At 47.7% G+C, this 24,406-nt stretch carries 23 protein-coding genes; 11 read left to right on the forward strand and 12 right to left on the reverse strand.

Features of this window, described 5'->3' with window-relative positions; translation table 11 throughout:
- Positions 1-597: 597 nt before the first annotated feature.
- Positions 598-1,992, forward strand: coding sequence for a hypothetical protein (locus G7Y37_RS03950; protein WP_165062103.1), 1,395 nt, complete (start codon positions 598-600; stop codon positions 1,990-1,992).
- Between the two features lie 50 nt (positions 1,993-2,042).
- Positions 2,043-2,669, forward strand: a complete 627-nt coding sequence (locus G7Y37_RS03955; protein ID WP_241155996.1) for a DNA-deoxyinosine glycosylase — start codon at positions 2,043-2,045, stop codon at positions 2,667-2,669.
- A 20-nt stretch (positions 2,670-2,689) separates the two neighbouring features.
- Here G7Y37_RS03955 and G7Y37_RS03960 read toward each other — a convergent pair whose 3' ends face one another.
- The 3 genes from G7Y37_RS03960 to G7Y37_RS03970 form a co-directional block, all read right to left on the reverse strand.
- Positions 2,690-3,136, reverse strand: coding sequence for a zinc ribbon domain-containing protein (locus tag G7Y37_RS03960; RefSeq protein ID WP_165062105.1), 447 nt, complete (start codon positions 3,134-3,136; stop codon positions 2,690-2,692).
- 81 nt (positions 3,137-3,217) lie between these two features.
- Positions 3,218-4,417: an ATP-binding protein gene (locus G7Y37_RS03965; protein WP_165062107.1), complete on the reverse strand. Its 1,200-nt coding sequence runs from the start codon at positions 4,415-4,417 to the stop codon at positions 3,218-3,220.
- 343 nt (positions 4,418-4,760) lie between these two features.
- A complete protein-coding gene (locus G7Y37_RS03970) occupies positions 4,761-5,570 on the reverse strand; it encodes an ABC transporter permease (RefSeq protein ID WP_165062109.1) in 810 nt (269 codons plus the stop codon).
- 148 nt (positions 5,571-5,718) lie between these two features.
- Between G7Y37_RS03970 and G7Y37_RS03975 the strand changes: the two genes are divergently transcribed.
- A complete protein-coding gene (locus tag G7Y37_RS03975) occupies positions 5,719-6,297 on the forward strand; it encodes a TetR/AcrR family transcriptional regulator (protein WP_165062111.1) in 579 nt (192 codons plus the stop codon).
- Between the two features lie 57 nt (positions 6,298-6,354).
- On the opposite strand, the gene G7Y37_RS03980 is transcribed toward G7Y37_RS03975, so the two are convergent.
- Positions 6,355-6,897 (reverse strand): flavodoxin family protein, encoded by a 543-nt coding sequence (locus tag G7Y37_RS03980; RefSeq protein ID WP_165062113.1) that lies wholly within the window; start codon positions 6,895-6,897, stop codon positions 6,355-6,357.
- 355 nt (positions 6,898-7,252) lie between these two features.
- Between G7Y37_RS03980 and G7Y37_RS03985 the strand changes: the two genes are divergently transcribed.
- The 4 genes from G7Y37_RS03985 (at position 7,253) to G7Y37_RS04000 (ending at position 11,132) form a co-directional block, all read left to right on the forward strand.
- A complete protein-coding gene (locus G7Y37_RS03985) occupies positions 7,253-7,963 on the forward strand; it encodes an ABC transporter ATP-binding protein (RefSeq protein WP_165062115.1) in 711 nt (236 codons plus the stop codon).
- A complete protein-coding gene (locus tag G7Y37_RS03990) occupies positions 7,960-9,558 on the forward strand; it encodes a hypothetical protein (RefSeq protein WP_165062116.1) in 1,599 nt (532 codons plus the stop codon). Before G7Y37_RS03985 ends, G7Y37_RS03990 begins: the two co-directional genes overlap by 4 nt.
- 56 nt (positions 9,559-9,614) lie before the next feature.
- Entirely contained in the window at positions 9,615-10,247 is a 633-nt protein-coding gene (locus G7Y37_RS03995; RefSeq protein ID WP_165062117.1) for a TetR/AcrR family transcriptional regulator, read from the forward strand.
- Between the two features lie 93 nt (positions 10,248-10,340).
- On the forward strand, positions 10,341-11,132 hold the full coding sequence (locus G7Y37_RS04000) for a MerR family transcriptional regulator (RefSeq protein ID WP_165062118.1): 792 nt from the start codon (positions 10,341-10,343) through the stop codon (positions 11,130-11,132).
- Between the two features lie 18 nt (positions 11,133-11,150).
- Here the strand turns inward: G7Y37_RS04000 and G7Y37_RS04005 are convergent, their stop codons facing one another.
- Positions 11,151-11,855 carry a vancomycin high temperature exclusion protein gene (locus tag G7Y37_RS04005; RefSeq protein WP_206214089.1) on the reverse strand — a complete coding sequence of 235 codons (705 nt, stop codon included), beginning with the start codon at positions 11,853-11,855 and terminating at the stop codon, positions 11,151-11,153.
- Positions 11,856-12,101: 246 nt separating this feature from the next.
- Between G7Y37_RS04005 and G7Y37_RS04010 the strand changes: the two genes are divergently transcribed.
- Together G7Y37_RS04010 and fetB are read left to right on the forward strand one after the other, a co-directional pair.
- On the forward strand, positions 12,102-12,785 hold the full coding sequence (locus G7Y37_RS04010) for an ATP-binding cassette domain-containing protein (RefSeq protein ID WP_165062119.1): 684 nt from the start codon (positions 12,102-12,104) through the stop codon (positions 12,783-12,785).
- 1 nt (position 12,786) lies between these two features.
- On the forward strand, positions 12,787-13,584 hold the full coding sequence (fetB, locus tag G7Y37_RS04015; RefSeq protein WP_165062120.1) for an iron export ABC transporter permease subunit FetB: 798 nt from the start codon (positions 12,787-12,789) through the stop codon (positions 13,582-13,584).
- Between the two features lie 119 nt (positions 13,585-13,703).
- On the opposite strand, the gene G7Y37_RS04020 is transcribed toward fetB, so the two are convergent.
- From G7Y37_RS04020 to G7Y37_RS04030, 3 genes are all read right to left on the reverse strand, one after another.
- Positions 13,704-14,426: a cyclopropane-fatty-acyl-phospholipid synthase family protein gene (locus G7Y37_RS04020; RefSeq protein WP_165062121.1), complete on the reverse strand. Its 723-nt coding sequence runs from the start codon at positions 14,424-14,426 to the stop codon at positions 13,704-13,706.
- Between the two features lie 212 nt (positions 14,427-14,638).
- The gene (locus G7Y37_RS04025; RefSeq protein ID WP_165062122.1) at positions 14,639-15,319 is read right to left on the reverse strand and encodes a TetR/AcrR family transcriptional regulator; all 681 of its coding nucleotides are present in this window, start codon (positions 15,317-15,319) and stop codon (positions 14,639-14,641) included.
- A 185-nt stretch (positions 15,320-15,504) separates the two neighbouring features.
- Positions 15,505-16,305, reverse strand: a complete 801-nt coding sequence (locus tag G7Y37_RS04030) for a hypothetical protein (protein ID WP_165062123.1) — start codon at positions 16,303-16,305, stop codon at positions 15,505-15,507.
- A 232-nt stretch (positions 16,306-16,537) separates the two neighbouring features.
- Here G7Y37_RS04030 and G7Y37_RS04035 point away from each other — a divergent pair, with 232 nt between their 5' ends.
- Together G7Y37_RS04035 and G7Y37_RS04040 are read left to right on the forward strand one after the other, a co-directional pair.
- Positions 16,538-17,683: an XRE family transcriptional regulator gene (locus tag G7Y37_RS04035; RefSeq protein ID WP_165062124.1), complete on the forward strand. Its 1,146-nt coding sequence runs from the start codon at positions 16,538-16,540 to the stop codon at positions 17,681-17,683.
- 238 nt (positions 17,684-17,921) lie between these two features.
- Positions 17,922-19,001 carry a hypothetical protein gene (locus tag G7Y37_RS04040; protein WP_165062125.1) on the forward strand — a complete coding sequence of 360 codons (1,080 nt, stop codon included), beginning with the start codon at positions 17,922-17,924 and terminating at the stop codon, positions 18,999-19,001.
- A 70-nt stretch (positions 19,002-19,071) separates the two neighbouring features.
- Here the strand turns inward: G7Y37_RS04040 and G7Y37_RS04045 are convergent, their stop codons facing one another.
- The 4 genes from G7Y37_RS04045 to G7Y37_RS09310 form a co-directional block, all read right to left on the reverse strand.
- Positions 19,072-20,493, reverse strand: a complete 1,422-nt coding sequence (locus tag G7Y37_RS04045; protein ID WP_165062127.1) for a DASS family sodium-coupled anion symporter — start codon at positions 20,491-20,493, stop codon at positions 19,072-19,074.
- A gap of 84 nt (positions 20,494-20,577) precedes the next feature.
- Complete coding sequence (locus G7Y37_RS04050; RefSeq protein WP_165062129.1) at positions 20,578-21,405, reverse strand: 4Fe-4S dicluster domain-containing protein; 828 nt, start codon at positions 21,403-21,405, stop codon at positions 20,578-20,580.
- Positions 21,406-21,407: 2 nt separating this feature from the next.
- Positions 21,408-24,023, reverse strand: a complete 2,616-nt coding sequence (locus G7Y37_RS04055; protein ID WP_165062131.1) for a molybdopterin-dependent oxidoreductase — start codon at positions 24,021-24,023, stop codon at positions 21,408-21,410.
- 21 nt (positions 24,024-24,044) lie between these two features.
- Positions 24,045-24,278, reverse strand: a complete 234-nt coding sequence (locus G7Y37_RS09310) for a zinc-ribbon domain-containing protein (RefSeq protein ID WP_165062133.1) — start codon at positions 24,276-24,278, stop codon at positions 24,045-24,047.
- Positions 24,279-24,406 lie beyond the last annotated feature (128 nt).

Genomic DNA, 24,406 nt, shown 5'->3' on the forward strand with positions numbered 1-24,406 from the left:
GCTTAAAGTGTTTGTTGAATGGCTTTTGGGTAAGCTCTCAACACCTTGACGCTAGATTACGATTCAACTCATCCGCATACTAGTTCAAAAAAGTTAGAAAAATGGTCAAAACTTCCGGCTTTCCATGGTCATAGCGCCACATAGTTAACTTGAATTGTGGAGAACACTGGGCAAACAGGGTTCTCCAATTCCATTTTGATTCGTAATTGGCGTAATTTGGCATTATAGACTGTGGAAAGTCGGAAGTTTTGACCACTTTTCGCCTAAAAAGTGACGAAGGCAACACACGGTCTGGTTTGGTCAGAGTTTCGCAATAGCACTCCTTACCCCTTTGCGATGGACTGAGCCTTACACGCTTTTCTGCCTATATGCTCCGTGTTTTATTTGTCAGATTCTGCATATTCATTGCTTCTAGGCAAGCGCATGCGGGAATTGTCTGCTTAGCTCTTCTCGCGATAAAAGGCTTCTTTATCTCTTAGAGGAAGTAAGTTGGCGGGAGTGCAGATGTTTTTCCGCGCCTCTGTACCTTTATCTTCTAACAAATGATAGTCTATTCGGTTATATAAAACAAAATTGTGAGTAGTTTCGGGATGTTGTATGGAAGACAAAGCAGTTAAAGCATGCGGCAGGCATGCGAAGATTAGCGATGCTGAAACAGCCAATGAAAAAAAGTTGCCTCTATGGCAACATATCCTGATTCTATTTGCGATCTTTGTTGGTTTGCAAGCCCTGTTTTTTGTGAGTAGTGTATGTGCCGCCGCTCTTCCCAAAGAGCCTATTTTGAATAATATTGAGGCCTCTCAAGAGAGCTCTTTGGTGCAATATTTCGACTATAGCCACGAGGTTTTTGGGAGTAGCGTTTCTTTCGACAATAACCGATTCATCGAATCTTTTGCCAAGCAAGATGATTACGAGGGCGATCCAGTCAAAGCTTCAGCTCTAAATATGATCGAATATACAATGCCGGGTACTACGACCACGATTGAGTATTTCCGCTATTGGCATGGATGGCAACTGCCAATCTTCCTGCTTCTTATGATCGGTAATCTTGATTTCGTTTCAATTGTATTAGGGATATTTGCTTTTGGAAGCGCCGTATTCTTTCTTTTGCAGCTTCGGCATTATTTAGGGTGGATTCCTGCTACGGTGTTTTCGCTGGTTGCATTTTTGTCAACGAATATCATCGGTAACTTCATGGGAGATATTCTTCTATCGTTTTCAATCTCCATAGTGATCCTTTTCTGCGCAATCAGCTTGAAGGTTGGGAGAAACCCTAATCGTGGGGTACGCTGGCAGGATTGTATCTGTTTTACATCGGCATGTCTTTTCTGTTTCTTTGATTTCTTCACCATTCCCTCCTACGCGATTGCTATGGCGGTGTTTAGTGGGATGCTTGCATCGGGATGCTTAAAGAGCAACTTCAAACAGGGCGTTTTGCTATTTATCCGATTTGCTATCATTTTCTTGCTTGGTTTCATACTGACGTGGGTTTCCAAATGGGCGTTCGCGGCGTGTTATTTGGGCATTCCTTTCGTCGTCGAGAATGTGTTTGGAGAGATCGGACTTTGGTCGGGCTCTGGGACGGATGAAGCGTCCGGCGCCTTACGAGATCGCTTCCCAAGGTTGTTTGCGATTGCGAAGTCTGTTCTGTATGTTTTGGATAGCAGGAATGCAGATAGGGCTATGCATTGGAATATTGCGGGTATTATCGTATTCGCTGTATTCCTTGTAGGAGTTGTGCTTATCGTGTTGTCTATGGTTAAGATGAGGAAGAGAGAAACCATCAACGGGGGAGTGTGGAGCATTCTATTGCCGGCTCTCTTTATCCCCGCGGCAATATTCTTCATGTATCACCATGTCATTTTCCATATGGGGATATTCGGCTATAAGCCATGGGCATTCTTCTTTGCTGATGTTGCCTGTTTGGGCTGTTATTTGTTCTTGCGGATAAGAAGCTCCACAAAGTATACGAACAAAAGCCTAACCGATTAGATTGCTATACTGTTCGCATGATTACTCCAGAAGAAAAGCGATGGAATCGCATGCAGCAATTGCTGCTAGCAGAATCTAGTGGAAACATGCAACCACGTATATCTTCAACACGCACGCTCTTTGGCATAAAGAGCCATGTGGAAGAGGTCATAGAAGGCGTGGTGCAGGAAGAGAACGCGCGCTGCATGCGAGTAAAACACACCATAGATCCTGTATTTGACCGCCACTCGCACGTGCTGGTGCTTGGAACCATGCCTTCGCCAGCATCCAGAAAAGTTGGCTTTTACTATGGTCATCCGCAAAATAGATTCTGGAAGGTGATGGCTGCCATTTTTGGCGAAGCCGAACTCGAAAACACCGAAGAGCGTAAAGCGTTTGCATTGCGGCATGGGATAGCGCTTTGGGACGTGCTACGCGCATGCGACATAGAAGGCGCATCTGACGCAAGCATTCGTAACTGTGAACCAAACGATCTTTCGCTAATCATTGGTGCTGCTCCCATAAGAGCCATATTTACAACAGGTGCCAAGGCAACGCAGCTTCTCGAAAAATACAACGCTGGAAAATGGTCCGATATTGAGCGTATAGCGCTACCTTCTACTAGCGCTGCCAACGCTCAAATGAGTCTCGCTCAGCTTCAAGAAGAGTACAGAAAGATGCTTCCATACTGCTGCTAGCCTTCGATTTTTCCTGCCTACTACTGCCAATGCTTCAGATTAGGAACCAAAACTCCCATGAATGAGACAGCCTCATCTTGCGACATTCCAGTAGCCTCCATCAGGAAGGGGGCGGTTTTTTCGATCAACTCTTCTTCGCTGCTGTACATAAATTCGCCGCCATCGTAGCACCACTTGCAATATTCTATGTTCTCTTCGCCATCAGCATCGGTGCCATGGGGCATATTAGGAACAGTAAAAGGCGTGCCGCAGCACTGACATAGCTCCGAAACGTCGATATCGAGAAGCTGAATCACAGGAACGTCTAAAACGTTGGCAATCAATTTACGCATATCCACAGACGGCTCGGTTTCACCGTTTTCCCAGCGTGACACCGCTTGTCTAGTAACGTAGAGCTTATCGGAGAGCTCTTGCTGAGTCATCCCGCGCTGTTCTCTTGCTTTTGAAAGCGTTTCTTTAAAAGACATATTCATCTCCCTTCATACTTGCACCATTGTGCGCGGTCAAACACTCTCTTTCAAGCAACATTTTGTTGCGCTGTGATTAGCCTACTGCTCTAGCAGCCAGTCGATCAGGTTCACTTGCTTGATGCCATCATGGTCGCCATTGCCGATGTGGTCCAACGTCAGCACCAACTTTGCATGATTGTCCATAATGGCGCGCAATGGCGCATATTTCCGCTCACGCACTTCATCGCTTATTAAACTCTGCGCAACTTGGATATATGTGGGCACACCGTCTTTTACTGCCACGAAATCGATCTCTGCCTGACCCATCTTTCCCACACTCACGTACGTGAATCGCCGCAGTAATTCGACGTACACCACGTTCTCTATGCGATGACCCATATCCCCCTGACGCTTGCCTAGTAGCCAAAATCGGAATCCCAGATCGTTCAGGTAATATTTCTCTAGTGTTTCGAGATATTCGCGTCCTTTGATATTGAATCGGGGCGCTTTGTTCAGCAGGTAGTTCTCCATCAGTGCGCCCACGTATTCATTCACTGAGCCGACTGAAACCGCGGCACCCGATCTTTTGAGCCCCGACGAGATGCGGTTTAACGACGTGATATTACCCACATTGTCTGCCAGAAACGATGCCGTGCGCTGGAATGCTTGCATGTTCATGCGTGGATGTCGGCGCGCCACATCGCCCATTACGATGGTGTTGAATACGCCGCCCAGATAATCCGCGATGCTTTGATCATCAGTCAAGTTCACCGTATATGGCATGCCTCCATAGGTTATATACCGGTCGAACAGCGCTTCTTTATTCATCTCTGTGAAAGCCATTCGGTATTCTGCGAACGAGAACGGATACATCTGAAACTCCACATAACGTCCCGTTATTAGCGTAGCCAGCTCGCCTGATAGCATGTCGGCATTCGATCCAGTTATATATATGTCCACATCGTCGCGCAGCGCTAGACTGTCAACTGCGCGCTCGAAATCGCGTACGTGCTGCACCTCATCTAGGAAGATGTAGTTCATGCCCGAGCTCAACCGTTCGACCACATAGTCGTATAGTGCTTGCGATTCAGTTGGATATATCTCATCAAGGCTTTCGAAATTGATAGAGAGGATGTTCTGTGCTGGAACACCGCTTTTATGAAGCTGGTCGCGGAAAAGCGCAAGTGCGCTCGATTTGCCGCAGCGCCGCAAGCCGGTTATCACCTTAATGGGCTCTTTATCGCGCCATCGCTCAAGCCACTCCATCGCATGCGGTCGGGGTATCAGGATGTTCTTCATATCCGCTGCCTTTTGCTTTCATCGTAAGTGCAAGGTTTGTGCATGAATCTGATTATATTTCGTATTTATCCAATATATTGGTTAGTTTTTAAGTATTTGTAAATTCTGGTCAATTAGTTGGATACTTTACCTCAATTCTTGAAGGCATGGGAACGCGCCCCTGTATATTGAACATCAACGAAGAAAGCCCGCTCTTCCGGACCTTACGACCGACAGCCGCCTTTTCGAGAAGCAGCTCTCATACTTTACGGGGAAGATGAACTGCCTTGTGCGGGATCCGCCTTCGCATGGAGAATCGTCCCTTGCCGTTGAGACCCTTAGAGAGTCGGTGGTTTTGACGCTCTTACTTTAGAAGCGGCTTCTTTCCAGTTGCTTCGACAATGGTAGGTTTTGCGGGAAGCTTTTCGTAAATAATGAAGCCGCGAATTGCCATAAACAAGCACACCACGCCGGTTATGTAGTACCACGGGTTTACATGCAAACCGAAGAAATCGGGCGCGATAGCCATCCACATATTGCACCATGGGTTGAACGACACTAAAACTACACATATGAATACGATATTAAGTATGCGACAGTTGCCCATGCGATATCCGCGCTGTTCCAGCACAAGACCCGGCACGGTGGTAACTAGCACCTGTGTGAATATCCAGAACTTCCACATGGTAGGGTCATGTAATTCCACACGCAGCAGATTTAGAGACACATAAAACACCAAGATCATAAGGACAATGTTCATTAAACGCTTCTTGAACGACCAATCTGCCTTCCAGTTCAGTGTGCGCTCGTAGGTCATGGCGCGTTGTAGACAATAGGTTTCCATGCCCACCCATATGGCCTCACCTAAGGCAAGAAGTCCGAACATATAGAAAAAGTCGTATTTCAAGAAAGCATCCAAAAACACCCAGATGCCCATGAAGTCGGCGGCGAAGTAGAAGCAGTGTAGCCAGAGGGGATAAGGTTGAATATGTTCGGTTTCCGTGAGAATAATTGGAATAATATACACCAGCAGACCGAATACTACGGCAAGTATGACCGCCACTAAGGTGAAGCCAAAATCGGGCGCGCCCGGTGTAAGATGTTGAATGAAATTCTCCGGAAGGCAGTCACCTGAAGGATAGCCTGCCACCAACATTGCAAGGATGAAGCCCATGGTTTTCCTTTCGATGGTGAAAATTGGCATTTATTGTTTTAATTTACAAGTGATTATTAGACTGAACAATAATCAGTATTGGCGGTTGTGATGATTAGTGACAGCAGGAGCCATGTTTGTGGGCGGCTCTCGCTAGGGTAGGGGCAACATGTATAGACAGTCTAGCGATTTACGCTTCGTTAGAAGTCGTAATTCGCTTCAGCGCGCATTTATTGATATTACGCTTGAAAAGCGCAGTACAAACATCGCCGTTAAAGAGCTAACGGATCGCGCGGGTGTGAATCGTATGACGTTTTACTCGCACTATGACGAAGTTTCGGATATTTTGCGGGAGTTTGTCGATGATGTCGCGGCGCGCATCATGAGCGCTATGCAAGTTGATGGCGGTGTCAACGAAGGCGGCAGTGAAGTGAGAACGTTGCTTATTGCAGCAACTTCTGCCATGCAGGACGAGATGGAATTCTACCGGTTGGTGGCTTCAGATGGCAAGTTTGAACTCTATCGGACACAGTTCCGTAAAACGTTCGCTATTTTATTTCGCAACCAGCTAGTGCGAAGTGAGAGGCATGAAGGCGCGGAATTAGAACTGACTGCGGGCATGATTGCATCAGCCGTAACCTATGCTTATCTTGATTGGCTTTCCGGCAAATACGGTGACTTATCTATCAATGATCTGGTTTTCTTATGCGAGAAATTTGTCTCCGCTCAGATACAGGCAGTCGAATGAGTCGATCGGGTGACAAGAAACAGGGATAACAACACTCACTGTTAGCTGCTGTCTGTGTTATGAAATGCTTGCACCTAAATTGTAAGCTTGCTGCAGACCAGCATTGCCAGCGATGGCACCCTTTTCGTACACACCGTTCACAATTACCTCACCGATACTTTCTTGCTTGCAATAGTCTGCGCACACCTTATAGCTGTTTACTAGCGGCTCACACGTGGAAGCATCCTTGTCTTCAAAGCATAAAAGAAGTCCGATTTGCGGGATGCCGAACGGCTTGGCAATACCGCAGAACATGCGGTCCTGAAAAGCGCGTAGTTGCGAGGGGAAGTTGTAGTAGTACATGGGCGTGGCGAATACGAGTACGTCGGCTTCGCGTAGCAATGGATAGAACTGCTGCATTTCGTCTTGCTGTACGCAGGCACCATCGTGGCTGAAGCAATATTCGCACGCCATGCAGCCACCGATTTTTGCATGTCCAACATCGATGCGTGTCACGTTGTTGCCGGCCGCTTCGGCACCCTTGATGAATTCATCTGCGAGCATGCTTGAGTTTCCACCTTTGCGCGGACTGGCATGTACTACCAAGATGTTCTTTGCCATAGAAAACACTCCTTGATTTGGCTACTCTGTTTATGTCGTTATTCCCGTCTTTTGGTACTTTAGATGGCATTATAGATTTGGATCCTGCTGGAAACAATGCGTTGCGACGAACATAGTAATCAGCCAGTGGAATATTACTTCAAGATGCCCGAAGGGCGGAGAACTCTATTGTTATTGTGTCCGGATTGGGCGGTGTTAATGATCGCATTTTCGACACGATATGGTGTAAGCAATCTGTTGCTCTATGCGGATTTCGATAATCAGTTGACGTTGTCATTACGTTATGCAATGATTGTTATGCAACAATTATTACTCTTACTTTTGCGTTTCAATCTTGGTCAATGGAGGCGGCATTATGCTGAGAATTGAACATCTAACAAAGATCTTCGGCGAAAAAGTCGCTGTAGACAATTTGAATCTGCACATCAAGCCGGGAGAAATCTACGGGTTCATCGGTCATAACGGTGCGGGGAAGACGACGACTCTGCGTTCGGTGGTTGGCATCCAACAGTTCGACAGCGGCGAGATTTATATCGATGGCATATCTATCAAAGCTGATCCAATCGCCTGCAAGCAAATGCTTGCCTACATTCCCGACAACCCCGATCTCTACGAATTTATGACGGGAATCAAATATCTGAATTTCATTGCTGACATCTTTGAGGTAAGTGCGACGCAGCGGCAGGCGCGCATACGCGACTATGCGGATCGGTTTGAACTAACCGCCGACTTGGCTTCGCCCATAGCTTCTTACTCTCATGGCATGAGACAGAAGCTTGCTATCGTATCGGCATGGCTACACAATCCAAGGCTCATCGTGATGGATGAGCCTTTTGTGGGACTCGACCCGAAAGCGTCTCGTCATCTCAAGGACATGATGCGCGAGGTATGCGCCAGCGGCGGCGCGATATTTTTCTCCACTCATGTGCTGGAAGTGGCTGAGAGGCTCTGTGACAAGGTAGCCGTCATCAAACAGGGGAGGCTTGTACGCTTTGGCACCGTGGAAGAGGTCAAGGGCGACGACTCTTTAGAGGATGCCTTCCTAGAGCTGGAGGGGCAGCAATGATTGGCATATTGCTCAAGAAACAAACGGCTGAGGTGTGGCGCGGGTACTTTTACGATGCGAAAGAAAACAAAGCACGCTCTCGGCTTTCTACAGCTGTAAGGTTTCTGCTGTTCGCCCTGCTGATGATTGGTCTTCTCGGGGGCATCTTTACAGCGCTAGCTCTCTTCCTCTGCCAGCCGTTCGCAGATGCCGGCATGGGATGGATGTACTTCGTCGTTATGGGGATGGTTGCCATTCTTCTGGGGGCGTTTGGCAGCATATTCAACGGCTACGCCGGTCTTTACCTTGCGAAGGACAACGACTTGCTGTTCTCTATGCCCGTGCCGCTTAACTCCATCCTTGCGGCGCGCTTGCTAAACGTCTATCTACTCGGGCTGATGTATGTGGCTATTGTGTGTGCGCCTGCGCTGATAGTGTACTGGGTGACGGTCCCATGCGGCGTTTCCGTCGTGTGTGCCGGTCTGCTCTGGACCTTCCTCGTGTCGGCTATTGTGCTGGTGCTGTCCTGCGCGTTGGGCTGGGTGGTAGCGCGCATCAGTCTAAAGCTGAAGGACAAGGGTCTTGTGGCTGCGATCGCCGCGATACTCCTTCTTGCTGCGTATTGGGTGTTCTGCAGCCAGATCTATGCGGCGATAAACGACTTGGCTGTCAACGCCGCCTTATACGGCGCGCAAGTGCAGGAGTCGGCGGCGGTGCTGTACAACTTTGGTCGGGCTGCGGAAGGTGACTGGTTTTCGCTGCTTATTATGACGGCGGTCGTCGGAGCCGTTTTCGCTGTGGTATGGCTCGTTCTGTCGCGCACGTTTTTGCATACGGCTACGGCAAGCGGCGCGCAGGACAAGGCGACATATCGCGAAAAGACCATACGACAGAAGAGCCCCGCGCACGCCCTTCTGAAAAAAGAGCTGCAACGTTTTACTTCTAGTGTCAACTACATGCTCAACTGCGGTCTAGGAACGGTGTTGCTTCCTCTTTTTGGAGTGCTTCTGCTTTGGAAAGGGGAAGAGTACGTAGAATTGTTTGGCGAGATATTTGCAGGAATGCCCGGCACCGCATCTATTTTGCTTTGCGCGGTTGCCTGCATGCTCGTGGTTATGAACGATGCAGCTTCTCCCTCGGTGTCTCTTGAGGGCAGAAATCTATGGCTTGTACGTTCTCTGCCGGTTTCGACATGGCAAATCTTACAGTCGAAGCTTCATCTTCAGATAGTCCTTACGGCACTGCCGCTATTCTTTTGCAGCCTGTGCGCGATTTTGGTGCTGCGCGTTTCGTTGGTAGAGTCGCTGCTGGTGTTGCTTGTTCCGCAGCTGTTCATGCTACTTCTCGCACATTTAGGGCTTACTCTGGGACTTCTTTGGCCTAATCTCAAGTGGACAGACGAGACAGCACCTGTCAAGCGGAGCATGGCTGTTATTCTAACCATAATTGCAGGCTGGGTTTGCGGATTCGCTTTCGCTGTGATTTGGCTTTGGCAGGGGTGGCACATTGGGGTTGTGCTTTATCTCGTTATTGCAGCTGTGCTGGCTATCTTGGCATGCTTAGGTATTCGCCTCTGGCTCAGGTCGGGCGGCTGCAAGCGGTTCGAGGCACTCTAACTCTGCCTATAATAAGCGTAGCGCAACATGCAAGCATTTGTTGGAAGGAGGCTCGCATGCCACCGAAGGCGAAGTTCACGAAAGAGCAGATAGTTGAAACCGCCCTCGATATTATCCGCGACGAAGGCGTTGAGGCTATTACTGCGCAAGCTATGGCTAAGCAGCTAGGCACGTCCACGCGCCCGATATTCACCTATTTCGACACGGTAGAGGACCTTCGAACTGCGGCAACGGATGCGGCATGGCAGATATACGACGAACGGGTTGCGCAAGGGCTTGCGCTTACGCCGGCGTTCAAGGGGTTTGGGATGGCATGCGTTCGCTTCGCCGTAGAGGAGCCGAGCCTTTTCCGCTTGCTTTTAATGCGCAAATCGGAGCAGGCAAGCATCAATGAATTTCTAGAGCATGCAGGACATCTTGAGGACGTTCTCGGTGCTGTGATGAACACCTTCCATATCGATCGCGATCAAGCTATGTGGCTTTACGAGAATATGTTGATTTACGTGCACGGAATCGCCGCGATGTGTGCGAGTGAGGTAGTTAAATTCACCGACGAAGAGGTTGCCGAGAGACTTGGTGTGTTATGTCGCGGTTTGCTTATGGTGCTGCACGCGCCCGCAGACGAGCGGACTTCCGTGATACCCGGCACCGACGTAGTTTTCGACGGTAATTTTGAAGATTACTTTTAAAGATTACTTATCCTGTTGACGCGCTGTTTCGCGCATGCTGCTTGACCTTTACGCTGCGTTAAGGTTCACAATTGCCTCAAGGAGGCGATCAGAATGGCAAGCGAAGACCAAGGTAGAAGTTGGAGCATCGGGGAGATGGCAAACATGTCCGGAGTGAGTGCACGCGCTCTGCGTCATTACGAAAGCCAAGGGCTTCTGCAACCAACAAGGACGGAATCCGGTTATCGGCAGTATTTCGAAAAAGATGCCAAACGCCTTACACAGGTTTTGGCTATGAAAGCCTGCGGAATGCAACTTGGCACCATACGTCGGATTCTTTGCGACCCAAACTGTAATCTTCGCGCTGCTTTATATGGTCATCTTGGAAGCTTACGCAAGCAAACAGTGGCAATGGAAGAAGCTGTTTCTCGAACAGAATCGGCACTCTTTCTCTTGGAAAGGATAGAAGGCATGGAACCGAAAGACGCATTTGAAGAATTGAAGAAGCAGGGGCTTGAGGATTTTGAGGCAACCTATGGTAAAGAGGCGCGCCAGCTCTATGGTGATGCGGCAATTGATGCTACTAACGAACGTATGATGAATCTGACAAAGGATGAATGGGATGCAAAAGAACTACTTGAAGAGGCAATCAAAGTGCAGCTTAGAATAGCGAAGACTATCGGCAATCCCACTGGCGAAGAAGCGCAAGAACTCGCCCGCATGCACGAGAGGTGGATTAGCATCCACTGGGGCAAGGGGTATGAGAAAGATGCATATTTAGGACTCGTTCGCAGTTATGCGAATGACCCACGCTTTGTTGAATATTACGACAACGCCGCCGGCGAAGGGGCAACAGCTTTTCTTATTGAAGCAGTTGAGAATTATCAGATCGGGCAAGCGTCTTAGTTGCATACGCATCGGGCGCTAGTCGTTCGTTTCGTCGCCGCTGCCTGTAAGTGGGATGCTGCTGCCTTGGAAAGTAGGTGCAGGACGCACAATAGCGGTGACGAAATCCTTGTTTCGGGCGAGCACTTCACGGACATCGCGCATCATCTGACCCGCATAAGGGCGCAAATCGGATGCCACGCCATACGCATCGAGCCCTAGCTTCTCTGCAACATACAACGCACGGAAAAGATGGTAGCTTTGCGATACCACAATTATGCGCTTCGCTTGGAAAATATCGCGCGCTCTATACATGCTCTCGTAAGTGGAAAAGCCTGCATGATCCATAAAAACATCCTTGGAGGGAATGCCTGCATTAATGGCAATTGCTTTCATGGTGCCCACTTCGTTGTAGTCTTGGCTTCCGTGGTCGCCGCTCATCAGTATTTTTGGCGCTACATTGTGTCCATAAAGGGAAATTCCCTGTTTCAGCCGATCGGCGAGCATATCGCTGGGAGAACCGTCAGCATTGACACCACAGCCGAGCACCAATACGCAATCGATATTGTCCATACGTGCGGCCTCGTTAGATGAGATGATGCGACTTTCTGTGGAAGTGCGCACGTGAGCATCGATAGCGAGTGCCGCCACAGCCACAACAATTACGACCGCTGTACATGCGATTCCCAACACCTTCAGCCATTTTCTCTTTGCCCGCATGTAGCCTCTTCTCGCGTCGCCCACCTTTCTATCCCTTGTGTAAAAGTATGACATAAAGACAACCACATATACGCTATGTGGCATTTTTGTTTACAGAAATCGGGGTCATCGTGGAATTGATGGGTTGTCGGGCGATGTGTTGGCAATACGCGCTTGTTGCGCTGTTGAATGTCGTTTACTATTATTTTGCGCACAAAAAGACGGGGAAAGCGCATAACCCCCAACCATCCCGACATATGACATATAAGGTACGTGTAGAGGTAGGCTCAAGTGGCGCTTTTCGAGGCAAGAGGGCTAACGGTATCCTATAGGCGAAACGGCATTTCATTTAAGCCTTTTGACGATATTAGTTTCGAACTTTTAGAGGGGCAGATTGTAGATCTTGTGGGTCCTTCGGGATCTGGTAAGTCGAGTCTGCTCTGTGCTTGCGCGCGTCTTCTTCCCGAAGCTAGCGGCACCCTTGCGCTAAAAGGGGTCGATTCGAGTTCGTTTTCGGCAGAAGAATGGCGAAGGCACATCTGCTACGTGCCGCAGAAACCCACTGTCATTGCTGGCACTGTGCGCGACAACCTCTTGTTGCCATGGAGTTTTCGAGTCCGCCGAAACGATAATCCACCAAACGACAAGACTCTCTGTTTGCTTATGGATGAAGCATCCCTTGGCGATGTCAGTCTTGACCGAGATGCTGCTCAGCTATCAGGCGGCGAGCTTGCTAGGGTCGCACTTCTTCGCGCTTTTGCAACCAAGCCGGATGTCTTTTTGCTTGACGAAGTGGAAGCCGCGCTTGATAACGATTCGGCAAGATCGGTTTCCAATCTTACGCGCAAGCTTATTGGTAACAATACGGCTTGCTTGCGTATTCGCCATAGACCTCCTGATGGTGTGGCAGACAAAATGTTTAGGCTGGAAAATGGCAAGATCTTTCAGCTCGAATGCGCGGAAGCAAGGATATAGAATGGACGCAGGCGTTATTGATATAGGATATCCGGAACTTTTTGGAGCTGCGGCATTTATGCTTGTGGCAGCTGTTGTTGCGTGGGCACTCAGGCTTAGGCAGACTAAGGCTATCGTTATAGCGACTGTTCGCTGTTTCTTGCAACTGTTGGCAATGGGGCTGCTTCTTGTCTACCTGTTTAAATACCAGTCGTGGTGGCTCGTCTGCCTTGTGCTTATAGGAATGTCACTTGCTGCTACGCAGATTGCCTTGGGGCGCATAAAGGGTAAGGCGCTTAATATTTGGCCCGAAGTGTTCGGCTCTATCTTCTTATCATCAATGATTGTGGCATTCATAGTTGTTGAGGCTATTGTTCATGCTTCGCCTTGGTATGATGCGCGCGTGCTTGTGCCGATATCAGGCATGGTGCTCGGCAACACTTTGAGCGCGACTGCTGTGGCGATTGACAGGCTCTTCTCGGATATGGACGCGCGATCTGACGAGATTATGGCGTATCTGGCGCTCGGTTCCACACGAAGGGAGGCGGCGTTCCCTTCGATTCGGGCGGCGATAGCGTCTGGTCTTACTCCTGCTCTTGCTACCATGTCGGCTTCAGGCATTGTTCAAATTCCCGGCATGATGTCCGGGCAGGTGCTTGCTGGTGCCGATCCTATGATTGCAGCAAAGTATCAAATAGTCGTTTTGCTGATGGTTTCTGCTGCCACAACTTTGGCTATCGTTGCAATTTGCTTTACTGCCTATCGCAAACGCTTCACATCGGATGGGTGTTTTCTTTCTCCTGCATTGCGCAACGAATAACCATTGCTGCTGGGCTGGGGTGCTTAACGGCTTTGCGCAAATTAACGTATTGGCTAGAAATATGCTGTGTTAGGTGAAGACGACAGCTGGCGACAGGTGCGCCAGCTGCCTGATTTCTTCTATAGCTTTCTTAATACGATACCGATGCTGTTCAGCAGCTTTCCAGCTCCAGCTTCCATTGAGGCGCGGTCGCCGGCGGCATACTCGTTTTCGCAAGTAAGCCAGTCTGCCCATGCCTCGTCATGGCAGCTCAGAGAACTTATGCTTTCGATATGTACGCCACAAGTGGGCTCGATCATGGTGCGCCACCAATCCATGTCGTGCATGTACTCTAGTTGTTCAGGTGTCCAACTAAGTAGCAGCTCGCAAGGCAGGTTGTCGTGGCAATCTTTCACCATGCCGGGAATGGCGAAGTACAGCAGCCCGTCGTGCTTAACGTGCGGGAGCAGCTTCTCGCCAAGGTACGCGGAATCGCGTCCAAAGTAGTTGTAAGAGTCTATGCTTATAACTGCGTCAAAAAACTCTGTGGCGAAGGGTAGTCCCTGTGTGGCATCGGCTTTGATGGGGCAGATTTGCCGGTTGGATAACCCCATTTCTTCGAAGAAGCGCATGTTTTCACCGGGGTCGCTCCACAGGTCTACGGCGTAGGTGATAAACCCATATTCGCGGGCTAACATGCATGAGGTAATGCCGGTTCCTGACCCTAAATCTAACACCACGGCATCTTTCGGAATTTCATGTTCTTGGAGAAGTTCCTCGCAAAGCTTCAGAGGATTGGGACCCATAATCTTAGATTGGACAGTATTTAAAGGGAAAGTTTCTGATTTAGGAAATTGGTTCATTGTTGTCTCTTTCTGTAGTGTAGGACGGATGAAGTCGAATTGTGCGAACACCAACCACAAAGCCTGACGGCTCTCGTTTGAAACACCTATTCGGTTAAGCGTTCTCTACAGAACAATGACCAAAAAGACAACCCCTTAAAGGATTTGGTTTTACAGTGGCTACATTCTAGGACAGAGCGCAGCAGTATTCAATGATTCCGCGAATGTCAATTCTATGATGCCATTTCTTGCAGAAGGCAAGCATTGATGGTGCGGATATCGTCTTCGCTGAGAAGATGCAGGGCGTGGCGTGCCATGAAGTCGTCCTCGTTGAATCCAAGCAGGTGGATAAACGATCCGATAGTGCGTTCTAAAAGCAGCGGGATATCGACATTTTTGCCCAAGTCAAGTTGGTAAGCGATGTACTCGTATGCTCCACCGACGGTCATAAAAATAGCGGCGGTTATGTCTTCTGTATCTTTGCATGCCAGCTCCTCGTAGTGATTCATCCAATCCACCATTAGAGACAGTGCGGTTTGGGAATGGGTGCGACGATCGATAATATCGCTCGTTAGGGGAAGCATTGTGTCATTTTCAAGCAGGAAGAAAAAATGCATGTAGCCCGTTATGTAGAAGTCAATGAAACATGAGTCGGTTTTAAGACCCCGATTCACCAAATGCTTATCTGACAAAATGAGCAGGCGCGCCATGAAGTCGTTTAGTAGCTCTTCTTTTTTCGGGAAGTAATACTGCACAAGCGCACGCGTACAGCCGCTTGTCTCGGCGATGTCTGAATAGCTAGTCTTACTAAATCCCTTATTCATCAGTAGCTTAAAAGCCGCTCGTCTGATGATGTCTTTTTTGTCAACTCCTTGTATATCGGCGATAGTAAGATCGGCGTCCTTTTTCGTCATTGTGTCTCACCGTATCCTTCCTTCGCGCTTATTATCGCATATCGTATTCGTCGCGTACTCGATCTAGCCTACATATAGCCAAAACAAAAACCGCACCCACGATTCAGCTAATGCTATGGGTGCGGTTGGTTCTTGGAGACACACTTCGGAAAGTGTCTTCCAAAAAGTTGTGTGTTTGCAAATTCTTATAGAACAGTCTTTTTACCATCTAGATATTTGGGTTTAGCGGGAAGCTTCTTGAAGACAATCCACACATTTTTAATGGCGAAGCAAACGCTAACGGCGCCCATCAGATAGAACAGCGGTGTGTCGAATGTGCTGGGGCAAATGCTGGTCCACCAACCAAGACCTGTGGGCAGGAAAGTGTTGATGGTGCCTATTAGAATAACGATAGCCAAGATCTTTGAAGCGCCACGGCAAGTCTTGTTTTTTGTCCAGTAGTAACCAGTGCATACTGCGATTAGTATGTTCGTAATCATGAACCACTTTAGGAATACCGGGTCATCCATAAGGACAATCATCAATAGAATGAATACACCAAATGCAAGTGTCTCGCAAACGAGTTCTATGATGCATTTCTTGGTTGTGAGTTCTCCGAAAAACATGCCTCTGAAAGTTTCTTCGCGGTTGTTCTTCACATAGTCGTACATGTCGTAGATTTCGGTAAAGTTCCAGATGAACATGCCGATTCCTAACACCATAAAGATCCAGAACCAGCTGTTGATGAAACCTAGATATAAAAAGATGACGCCTGTAAGGAAGTCGTGGGCAAGGTAGAAAGTATTAAGCGGCATAGGGAAAGAGCCGTGCTTTTCCTGTTTAATCATAATGATGGATAGGAATTGCTCGACATATCCGATAAGAAATGCGATAAGCGCAGCGGTCAAAATACCTACGAACTGGGGGTTTTCTGGTGTAAAGCCCCACATGTATTGCTGCACCATTTCTGAGGTATGCAGCGTTTCGAACAATGTTGTTCCTTGCATGACGCTCTCCTGTCGTCGTTGGTATGCTATATGCGTATAGAAACTATATGCATATAATATGTTGAGCAGGACAAAACCGCAAGAGATATTCCATAAATAAAGATTTGTTATTCTATTCATCCCAGAACTTTCCAGACGCAAGAACATAGTAAAATGCCATCTTAGAGAAACTAGTGTCAATGTTTTTGGCACTTAAATTAAGCCCCACAACGATTTAGTAGGAATAGACAACGTGTCGGAATCTGAGATATATATTCTGAAGCATTTTGATACGCCTTTGGTAAAATTCTCTGCTAGCCGTGAATCCAAAGACGCTGACTATCGGGTGATTTGGATAGATGAGAGTCGCCGTCAGCTTTTCCCGTTTGGATTTGAAGCCACTTCTGAAGGAATCGAGTCTTGGGTCAAGCGGCGCAACATTCCAAAAAACAGGGCGTTCGCTAATACGTTTCTAGCGCGAAATGGGTTGAGCGCTAATCGGCCTCTTGGCATATTGTCACTCAGTAAGGGCCTTTCTCTAAATGACTGCTATTGGGTGGTTGAAGATAAGGACAATTCTGTGTTTGAGAAGGTGAATCTTTACGACAATAGGATTAGTAGGCTTCTTGCTCAGATTGCTTTTACGGGATATGGAAGTTCGCAACGTACCGGTTTTTTGTCATCTCCGGAATTCACCACGGACGGGATGCTTCCGAAGTGTTGGAGACGCATAGATGGGAAGATTCATCTTTACAAGGGCGGGACTACGGGATTTGCTAATTCAGGATTTGAGCCTTACTCGGAGTATTATGCGGCGGATGTTGCCAAGACGCTTGGGATTGACTCGGTAGATTATGGGATCCATAGATGGAAAGGTATTCTTTGCTCTGCATGTGAATTGTTCACCAGTAAGGAACGCTCATTTGTGTCTATCGGCGACATCGTGAAGAACAACGGATGGTGGGCAGTGGTATCGGAGTACGAGTTGATGGGTGAGGAATTTCGGGAAGCTTTATCCGATATGCTGGCGTTCGATGCGCTGATCTGCAATACCGATAGGCATTTGAACAACTTCGGGGTTTTGGTGGAGAGTTTCTCAAACGAGATATGTGCCCCTGCTCCGCTTTTCGATCATGGTAATTCGCTTTTTTATCAAGCGTACGGAGATGATTGGAGGAGCGACAATTCTTTGTCGGTTTATGCCGAATCGCAGAAGCCGTGCTTGTATGATGACTTTTTCGACGTTGCCAGAAGTATCATGACAAGAAAGACTCGCTCTAAGGTCCGAAAGGCACTCGACTTCAGTTTTACTCGCAAGCCGGTGAAAGGTTTTCCGAAGATGCGGTTGGCTATGATTGAGAAGCAAATCAGGACGCGGGCCAGATTACTCTTAGAGTAGAGTCTGGTTTTGATGATTTATCGGTTACTTGTTGTTGCACCGTTGTTGTTGATTTAGGTGAGCTGGAACTGACGGTGAACCTGTCGCGTGGATAACCTGAGCAAACAGTTTGACAACATTCTGGAGATGATAGTTTCACAGTTTTTGCCCACCATGCGCAAGCACAGATGGAGTTGCTACGATTTGCGCCAAGTAATGTGATTCTATTCAGTCTAGGATGATTGGAAGGCTGATTATCATGGGTTGGCAAGAGTCTCGCGGGCAAAAACCTGCATTAAAGAACGTTTATTTTGCATTGCTGCTTTCTCTGGCAGCGACTGTTGTTGTGTTTGTCTTTTTGTTAATGACCGCAGAACCTAGATCTGCTTCGGCAGAAGATATACAGAATCCGCAAGCAGAACAAGAAGCCACTACGAGTGCAACTATAAATTATTTAGAAAATGCAACATATGAAGACCCAGATGCAATTTTGGATGAAAACGGTAGGCGAATACTTGGGAAGTATGTTGTAGAAAATCTTAAAGTGGGAGACGTTTTGCATGCATGGGATTATGTGGTTGATATACCGGGACATTTCTTCTTTGATGGGTGGCCGCTGAATTTGACAATAACTTCTAATCCCGAAGAAAACGTTATGGACCTTATCTATGTAAAACTATGGAATAGCGAATACACAGTTAACTACTATTTGATGACGGGGGCAGACCTTAGCGCGGACACTTGGGCAGGTGCGCTGGCATCTGGAAATGTCAAGTTTTACAAAATAGGTTCTGAAACATTTACTGGGCAGCGTTTTGACGCGCTTATTGATGGTGATGCTTATGAATATATGATAGACGGTGCCTATGTTATAGACACGTACCCGGCGCAAATTAGACTGGGAACAGATCCTGACAATAACGTGATAAACGTGCTTTATACTCCAGAATCTGAATATCTTCCCGATAATGTAGAAATTCCAGACAATGTAGTTGTTCCTGATGATTCACCGAATCCGCCTTCTCCGGGTCTTCCAGATCAGGAATTTAATAAAGACGAGATAGAAAACTTGCTTCCCGGCGACGACTTCATCGGATCGGATATTGACCGAGGAGAATTGGAAATAACTGATGAAATGCTTGCTCATCCGGTAAATAAAGACCAAGCGCAAGGTATGATTGATGCCTACAAAACCGGTTTAGTTGAAGCGCAAACCTTGTCGCAGACAGGAGATGGACTACCTGTTACTGTTTTAATTGTTTCTGCTATTGCTGTTATAGCTGCTGTGGTGTGCGTTATTGCTTTTCAGATGATCCATCGCAGCCAGCATCAAAAATAACCCTGCAAAAATCAAGCAGACCAAAGCAAATGCTTCAGCCTGCTTGATTGTTATGCGTTGCAATATGGTTCTATACAGGTAATATAGCGCCTCCGATGAAGTAAACAAGAGGAACAATAATTACTACGAAAAGAATAGCGGGGATTATTCCTGCGCGTGCTGTATCGCCAAATGTGAAGTAGCCTTCTGCATATGCAACAGTAATTGTTGGGTTAAGCGGCAAGATGAAGTTGCCGGATACAATTGCTACTACAATAAGCATCGGAATAGCTGGGGAAATTCCAGCCGCTGTGGCAAATGCGAACAGTGGCGGTAGGAATATCGTCAAAATAGCAGGTGCCACTGGAAGGAAAGTGTGAAGCAGGTAAACCACAACTGCAATGATGTAAAGCGCAACCAGCGGATCCATGGCAAGAACGCCACTCGACAAGAAGAGATCAGCGATAAACTTCGCGCCACCGGTGGCTCCAAGAATGTTGCCCAAGCATAAAATTCCACCAAGCATAAGCACTATATTCCACGGAACGCCTTTCTGAACATCTTCCCAGGTAAGTAGGTTTACGCCCGGAAGGAACATAACAGCAAGACCGATTACAGCAACAGTGGTGGTGTCTAGCACGGGAATCCAATTACCAAGAATCCAAAGCACAGGAATGCCGATAAGCATAACTAATGCTTTTTTGTCCATTGTACTAAATTTGCCCAAATCGCTCGTGCTTGCCAATACTGCTTCAATATCGCTATCGGTCATCTGCTCAGGTTTAAGAATCCGTGTAAGGAAGAACCAGCAGATAGGGATAAGGATAATCGCGAATGGAATACCGATAGCCATCCACTGCAAAAAGCCTATGCTCATTCCGTTATATGCTTGCAGCATGCCCATTGATAAAACATTCATAGAGTGCCCAGCTGGAGTGCAAAAGCCGCCCATAATGGCTGCGAAAGCCACACCTAGCATAAGGCATTTTCCGAGATTAGATTTTCCGGGCTCATGTCCAAGCGCCTTAAGAAGCGGAAGGGCAAGACCCATAGTTATAACAACAGCGCCTGTATCGGTCATTACTGTTGAGATAACAGCTGATCCAATCATAAAAGCTAAAACAAGTTTGTTAGAGTTAGAGCCAGCCCACTCAATTAGTTTTCTGGTGAGGTGCTGTCCTAGACTTGTCTTCATCATTAGGATAGTCAGACTAAAAACACCAATAACGAAGAAGATGGTTGTCATTCCGAATCCGGAAAATACTTCTTTTAAGGGGACTACACCAAGAAGTGAAGCCAATACGAGCACCAATATACCCGTAACGCCGGCGGGGAATGTTTCGCAAATCCACAATATAACGGCTGTCGCCATAATGCCCAGCCCTAGTGCGCCTTGGTGTGAAAGTGCCTCGGTAGGGGGAACAAAACCTGCAATAAGCAGCACAATAATTGATAAAACTATACCAACCACGCCTTTAACAGAGAACGTTTTTTGTAATGTCTCTGAACTCATCTCTCCTCCTTAGATGTGAGATTTGGTATGAACTGTCACTTCGAGAAAACTTAAGAAGTGACAGTTCAAAATTGGGTTTGTTAATTACTGAGCTAGGTCAGACTTGTATAGAAATACAGGTCCAACATTCCTGTCTTCTTCAACAGTGCTGGCTTCTATTACGCGCGTAAGATAACCTTCGCTTTCTACATAAACGCGCCAGTTCGATTTCTCAACTTGCGTAAACCAGAAATCGCCAAAGTCGTCTGTCTTTTGAACAAAGACTTCGTTGGTGTCTACGTTTTCTGCTGTCACCTTTGCGCCGATAATTACTTCATCGGCTTCTGGGTCAACAACAACACCGGCAAGGAAGCGCTTGGGAAGGTTGAGATAGTAAACCCTTGGTTTGTCGTCTTCTCTTTCTGGATACAACAATGTACTAGCAAGAATTTCGTCAGCGAAATCTTCTTCATCGCCAAAACGAATTGCCTCATGCGGGCATACATCCACACAGTGTGGAATTTCGCCAGCATCTACAAGATGTGCGCATCCGCTACATTTCTGAGGAATATCAAGCTCTTCATTCCAGAAGATAGCGCCGTAAGGACAGCTGTCTACAATTTCTGCCTTACCCTTTGACTTTTCTGGATCAATAATCACTAGACCATCTTCGCGCTTATATACGGCATCTGGTGCAGCCGCAATGCAAGGGGCGTTGTCGCAATGCATGCATGTCTCTAGCGTGTAAGACACCTTAACTTTAGGAACCTGACCACAGACAGTCTCGTTAATTCTTGTCCAAAACTGACCCGTATCAGGTTGTGGCTTTGCATAAGGCGACCAGTCGTTGTCTACATGCTCGTCTTTGCAGGCAATCTGGCAATTTCTGCAACCATTGCATTTAGCATGGTCGAATATAAATATCTTTCCCATGCTTATTCTCCTTTCACGATACGGGCATCGGCTACCAGACCGCAGTCGGGGTCGTATTTCCTGTTGAATGCTTCTGGATATTCTTCAGCCAGTTTGAATACATCAACCTTTTCAACATTAACCAAAAAGCCGCTCGTAACTTCTCCGTGTGCATGTTCGGAAGTGGTTGGTGTGGGGGCGATAAGGTTATTTGCGCCGCCGCGATCAAGGCCGCCTCGACCAAGAACAGCCGAGTCAACACGCGATCCGTGATCTTGGTAAACAACGCCGGGACGAATACGCTCGGTTACGCGCACGCCACCCATAACGGCTCCACGCTCGTTGTATATCTTTACAATGTCGCCAGTTTCTAGCCCCAACATGCCTGCATCCTGAGGATGAACCCATACAGGTTCGTACTTATAGCCGTCAGGTCCTGTTACTTTTACGTATTCTTCCATTTCGCGGAACCACGTAACATCGTCAAGATTTGCATGTACGCGCCACCTTGGATGGTTCGATACCAGCAAGAATGGGTATTTGCGACCGCGGGCAAGGTATTGTCTTTCCTGATGACCTGCGCCCTCGTCAATCCATTTCGGAATTGGACCGCGCTCTTTGTCATCTGGGAATTGCTCAGCAAGGCTGGTGGAGTAGTATTCAAGTTTGCCCGACGGAGTAGATAGAGGATATCTTTCGGGGTCGTTGTAGAATTGGCTAAGACCCACCGGCAGCTCTTCCCAATTTTCCTTGGTTGGGAATGCGTAGTACTGCTTCTCTTTGAATTCCTCAAAAGACATTTTCTCTGCAGCACCTGTGTTCAAAAAGCCAGCTTCGATATACTCTTCGCAGGTCTTGCCGCCCATATAGCGCTCGTAAAGGTTCTCGTAAATGCCGCCGTATTTTTCAAGCTTTTTGGCAACTTCGCCAACTGCTTCCATGTCAGACTTGGAATCTAGTCGGGGCTGAATTGCTTGTTGCTCGAAATAAACAACATTCCATTGCCCGTTATCTGAGTCGGTTCCTATGTCTTCTGTCTCGAATTTTGTATTGGTAGGAAGAATAACGTCAGCAAAGAAGCAGTCATTTTCCATCCACGGATGCTGGACAATTATGAACTCGATAGATTCATGGCGAAGAGCTTCTTGCATTTCGTTTCCGCCATTCCAGCAAGTTTCCCAGCATGGGGTGTCAGACCAGATCATGTGCAGACGTTCGTTGCCCTCCAAGGGGAAGGTGTAAGGGCCCTCAAACTGGTCTTCTCTTGGGAATCCGGCACCAATATGACCATACCATGTAACCGGTGGATTCATAATTGCCTGCGGGATCATGGTCTTAGGAATGAAACTTTCGGGGAAGCTGCGGAACCAGCCGCGATATGCTGGGCTACAGTTTGGAATCTCTGAGGAAGGCGGCAAGGGGGTTACCGTATCCATTCCGTACAGCGTCCATTCGATGAACTTGAACTGGTTTGCGCCGGGTTTACCAACCGCCTGCATGCCCAGAAGAGCTACTTCCAAGCGCGCGGGTTCGTGTGCATAGCAAGAGCGAATGAAAGAGCCACCGTTGCAATGCGCTATGGAGACGGCGTGCTTTGCCCAGTATCTTGCAAATGCCTTGATGACATACGACGGAACACCGCATATCGCCTCTGCCCATTTCGGTGTCTTCGGAATGCCGTCTTCGCCGCCAAGAACGTAATACTTGAAGTTTTCAAAACCTATTGCATGGGTATCAAGATATTCTTGGTCGTAAGTGCCTTCGATAATCCATGTATAAGCTATGGCTAGCTGCAATGCTGCGTCCGTGTTTGGTTTTACGGGAATCCAATAGTCACCATGGACGGCGTTTGTATAGTTAACATCCGGAGATATATGAATCTGTTTGATGCCAAGCTCTGTAAACCAGAAGCAAATGCGGCTTGCCAGATAACCGCCCCAACCCAAAGGAGTTGTTTCTACATCGCATCCCCAGAACAGCACAGCATCGCCATTTCTTGCGATATCCTGAATTACGTTGTTCTGAAGCGAATTTTGACCAAGCGGATCCATGCCCCATATATGCTTTGCGCCCCAATACCAACCTTCCCAGCTATCGGGTTGTCTAGTTTGAAGCGTATAGCGACCAATTAGATCAAACATGCGACTTTGGCATCCGTGCGGCGCATGAACAAATTTCGTTTCGCCGTGACCGTCAAGCTCGCAAAGAATCGATGCAGGACCATACAGATCGTGTACACGCTTGATTTCTGCGGCGACCAACTCTGCGGCTTCGTCCCAGCTGATACGCTCGTAGCCACTAGTGCCACGGTTTTGGGGGTTTCTGTCACCGTTCGGATCCCAGTCAACACGCTTTAGTGGGTAAGGAATTCTGTTCTTCGAATACACACGTTTCTTATAGCACAAAGATAATGGTGAAATTAGTGTTTTGAAGCCGGGTTCGAAAGTTGAACCGCGCGCTTCTAATTTCCAAGCATTCAATTCTTCGGGTGTTTGATGCTCGTCAAAATGGAAAGGTCTAATGCGAAGAATCTTGTCATTTTCTTTGTCTATATCCACGGTGCAGGCGTTGGTTCCAATACCAAAACTGTTGAAGCCAAGGCCTTTGACAATGGGCGTTCCTTTAACATCTTGTGCCATCTTTTCTCCTCTCTTCTATAGTTAGTCCACACTCGGTGGCTTCGGTGTTGCCGGCATCTTTGGAACACTTGGGGGAGCCGGCACCCCGGGCACTGTTGGAACCGCGGGAGGCGCAGAAGGACTTTTTACGGGCTGACCAGCTTGAGTAGCTGTAGCTCCGCAATTAGGGCAGGCATTTGCCGACGAATCAACCTCTACACCGCATTTCGGACATTTGATTTTTTGGTTCTCCAAAGTCGGGGGTCTGAAGCACATAGGTATCACCTCCTTTCAAGCGAAAGGCTTTTGAAATAGACAAGTAGATGCCTGCTTAATCCAGATTTATTCATGGATGCCAAAACGAAACGCAAGACTTCGGCATCCATGTTTTCAAAATTGCGAGC

Origin of the sequence: Adlercreutzia sp. ZJ154, assembly GCF_011039055.1 — a bacterium.
GTDB lineage: Bacteria > Actinomycetota > Coriobacteriia > Coriobacteriales > Eggerthellaceae > Adlercreutzia_A.

What these genes read in the sequence shown, in the direction of transcription:
- G7Y37_RS03950 (WP_165062103.1), top strand. Translation starts at nt 598, where the DNA reads ATGGAAGACAAAGCAGTTAAAGCATGCGGCAGGCATGCGAAGATTAGC.
- G7Y37_RS03955 (WP_241155996.1), top strand. Translation starts at nt 2,043, where the DNA reads ATGCAGCAATTGCTGCTAGCAGAATCTAGTGGAAACATGCAACCACGT.
- G7Y37_RS03960 (WP_165062105.1), bottom strand. Translation starts at nt 3,136, where the DNA reads ATGTCTTTTAAAGAAACGCTTTCAAAAGCAAGAGAACAGCGCGGGATG.
- G7Y37_RS03965 (WP_165062107.1), bottom strand. Translation starts at nt 4,417, where the DNA reads ATGAAGAACATCCTGATACCCCGACCGCATGCGATGGAGTGGCTTGAG.
- G7Y37_RS03970 (WP_165062109.1), bottom strand. Translation starts at nt 5,570, where the DNA reads ATGGGCTTCATCCTTGCAATGTTGGTGGCAGGCTATCCTTCAGGTGAC.
- G7Y37_RS03975 (WP_165062111.1), top strand. Translation starts at nt 5,719, where the DNA reads ATGTATAGACAGTCTAGCGATTTACGCTTCGTTAGAAGTCGTAATTCG.
- G7Y37_RS03980 (WP_165062113.1), bottom strand. Translation starts at nt 6,897, where the DNA reads ATGGCAAAGAACATCTTGGTAGTACATGCCAGTCCGCGCAAAGGTGGA.
- G7Y37_RS03985 (WP_165062115.1), top strand. Translation starts at nt 7,253, where the DNA reads ATGCTGAGAATTGAACATCTAACAAAGATCTTCGGCGAAAAAGTCGCT.
- G7Y37_RS03990 (WP_165062116.1), top strand. Translation starts at nt 7,960, where the DNA reads ATGATTGGCATATTGCTCAAGAAACAAACGGCTGAGGTGTGGCGCGGG.
- G7Y37_RS03995 (WP_165062117.1), top strand. Translation starts at nt 9,615, where the DNA reads ATGCCACCGAAGGCGAAGTTCACGAAAGAGCAGATAGTTGAAACCGCC.
- G7Y37_RS04000 (WP_165062118.1), top strand. Translation starts at nt 10,341, where the DNA reads ATGGCAAGCGAAGACCAAGGTAGAAGTTGGAGCATCGGGGAGATGGCA.
- fetB (WP_165062120.1), top strand. Translation starts at nt 12,787, where the DNA reads ATGGACGCAGGCGTTATTGATATAGGATATCCGGAACTTTTTGGAGCT.
- G7Y37_RS04020 (WP_165062121.1), bottom strand. Translation starts at nt 14,426, where the DNA reads ATGAACCAATTTCCTAAATCAGAAACTTTCCCTTTAAATACTGTCCAA.
- G7Y37_RS04025 (WP_165062122.1), bottom strand. Translation starts at nt 15,319, where the DNA reads ATGACGAAAAAGGACGCCGATCTTACTATCGCCGATATACAAGGAGTT.
- G7Y37_RS04030 (WP_165062123.1), bottom strand. Translation starts at nt 16,305, where the DNA reads ATGCAAGGAACAACATTGTTCGAAACGCTGCATACCTCAGAAATGGTG.
- G7Y37_RS04040 (WP_165062125.1), top strand. Translation starts at nt 17,922, where the DNA reads ATGGGTTGGCAAGAGTCTCGCGGGCAAAAACCTGCATTAAAGAACGTT.
- G7Y37_RS04045 (WP_165062127.1), bottom strand. Translation starts at nt 20,493, where the DNA reads ATGAGTTCAGAGACATTACAAAAAACGTTCTCTGTTAAAGGCGTGGTT.
- G7Y37_RS04050 (WP_165062129.1), bottom strand. Translation starts at nt 21,405, where the DNA reads ATGGGAAAGATATTTATATTCGACCATGCTAAATGCAATGGTTGCAGA.
- G7Y37_RS04055 (WP_165062131.1), bottom strand. Translation starts at nt 24,023, where the DNA reads ATGGCACAAGATGTTAAAGGAACGCCCATTGTCAAAGGCCTTGGCTTC.
- G7Y37_RS09310 (WP_165062133.1), bottom strand. Translation starts at nt 24,278, where the DNA reads ATGTGCTTCAGACCCCCGACTTTGGAGAACCAAAAAATCAAATGTCCG.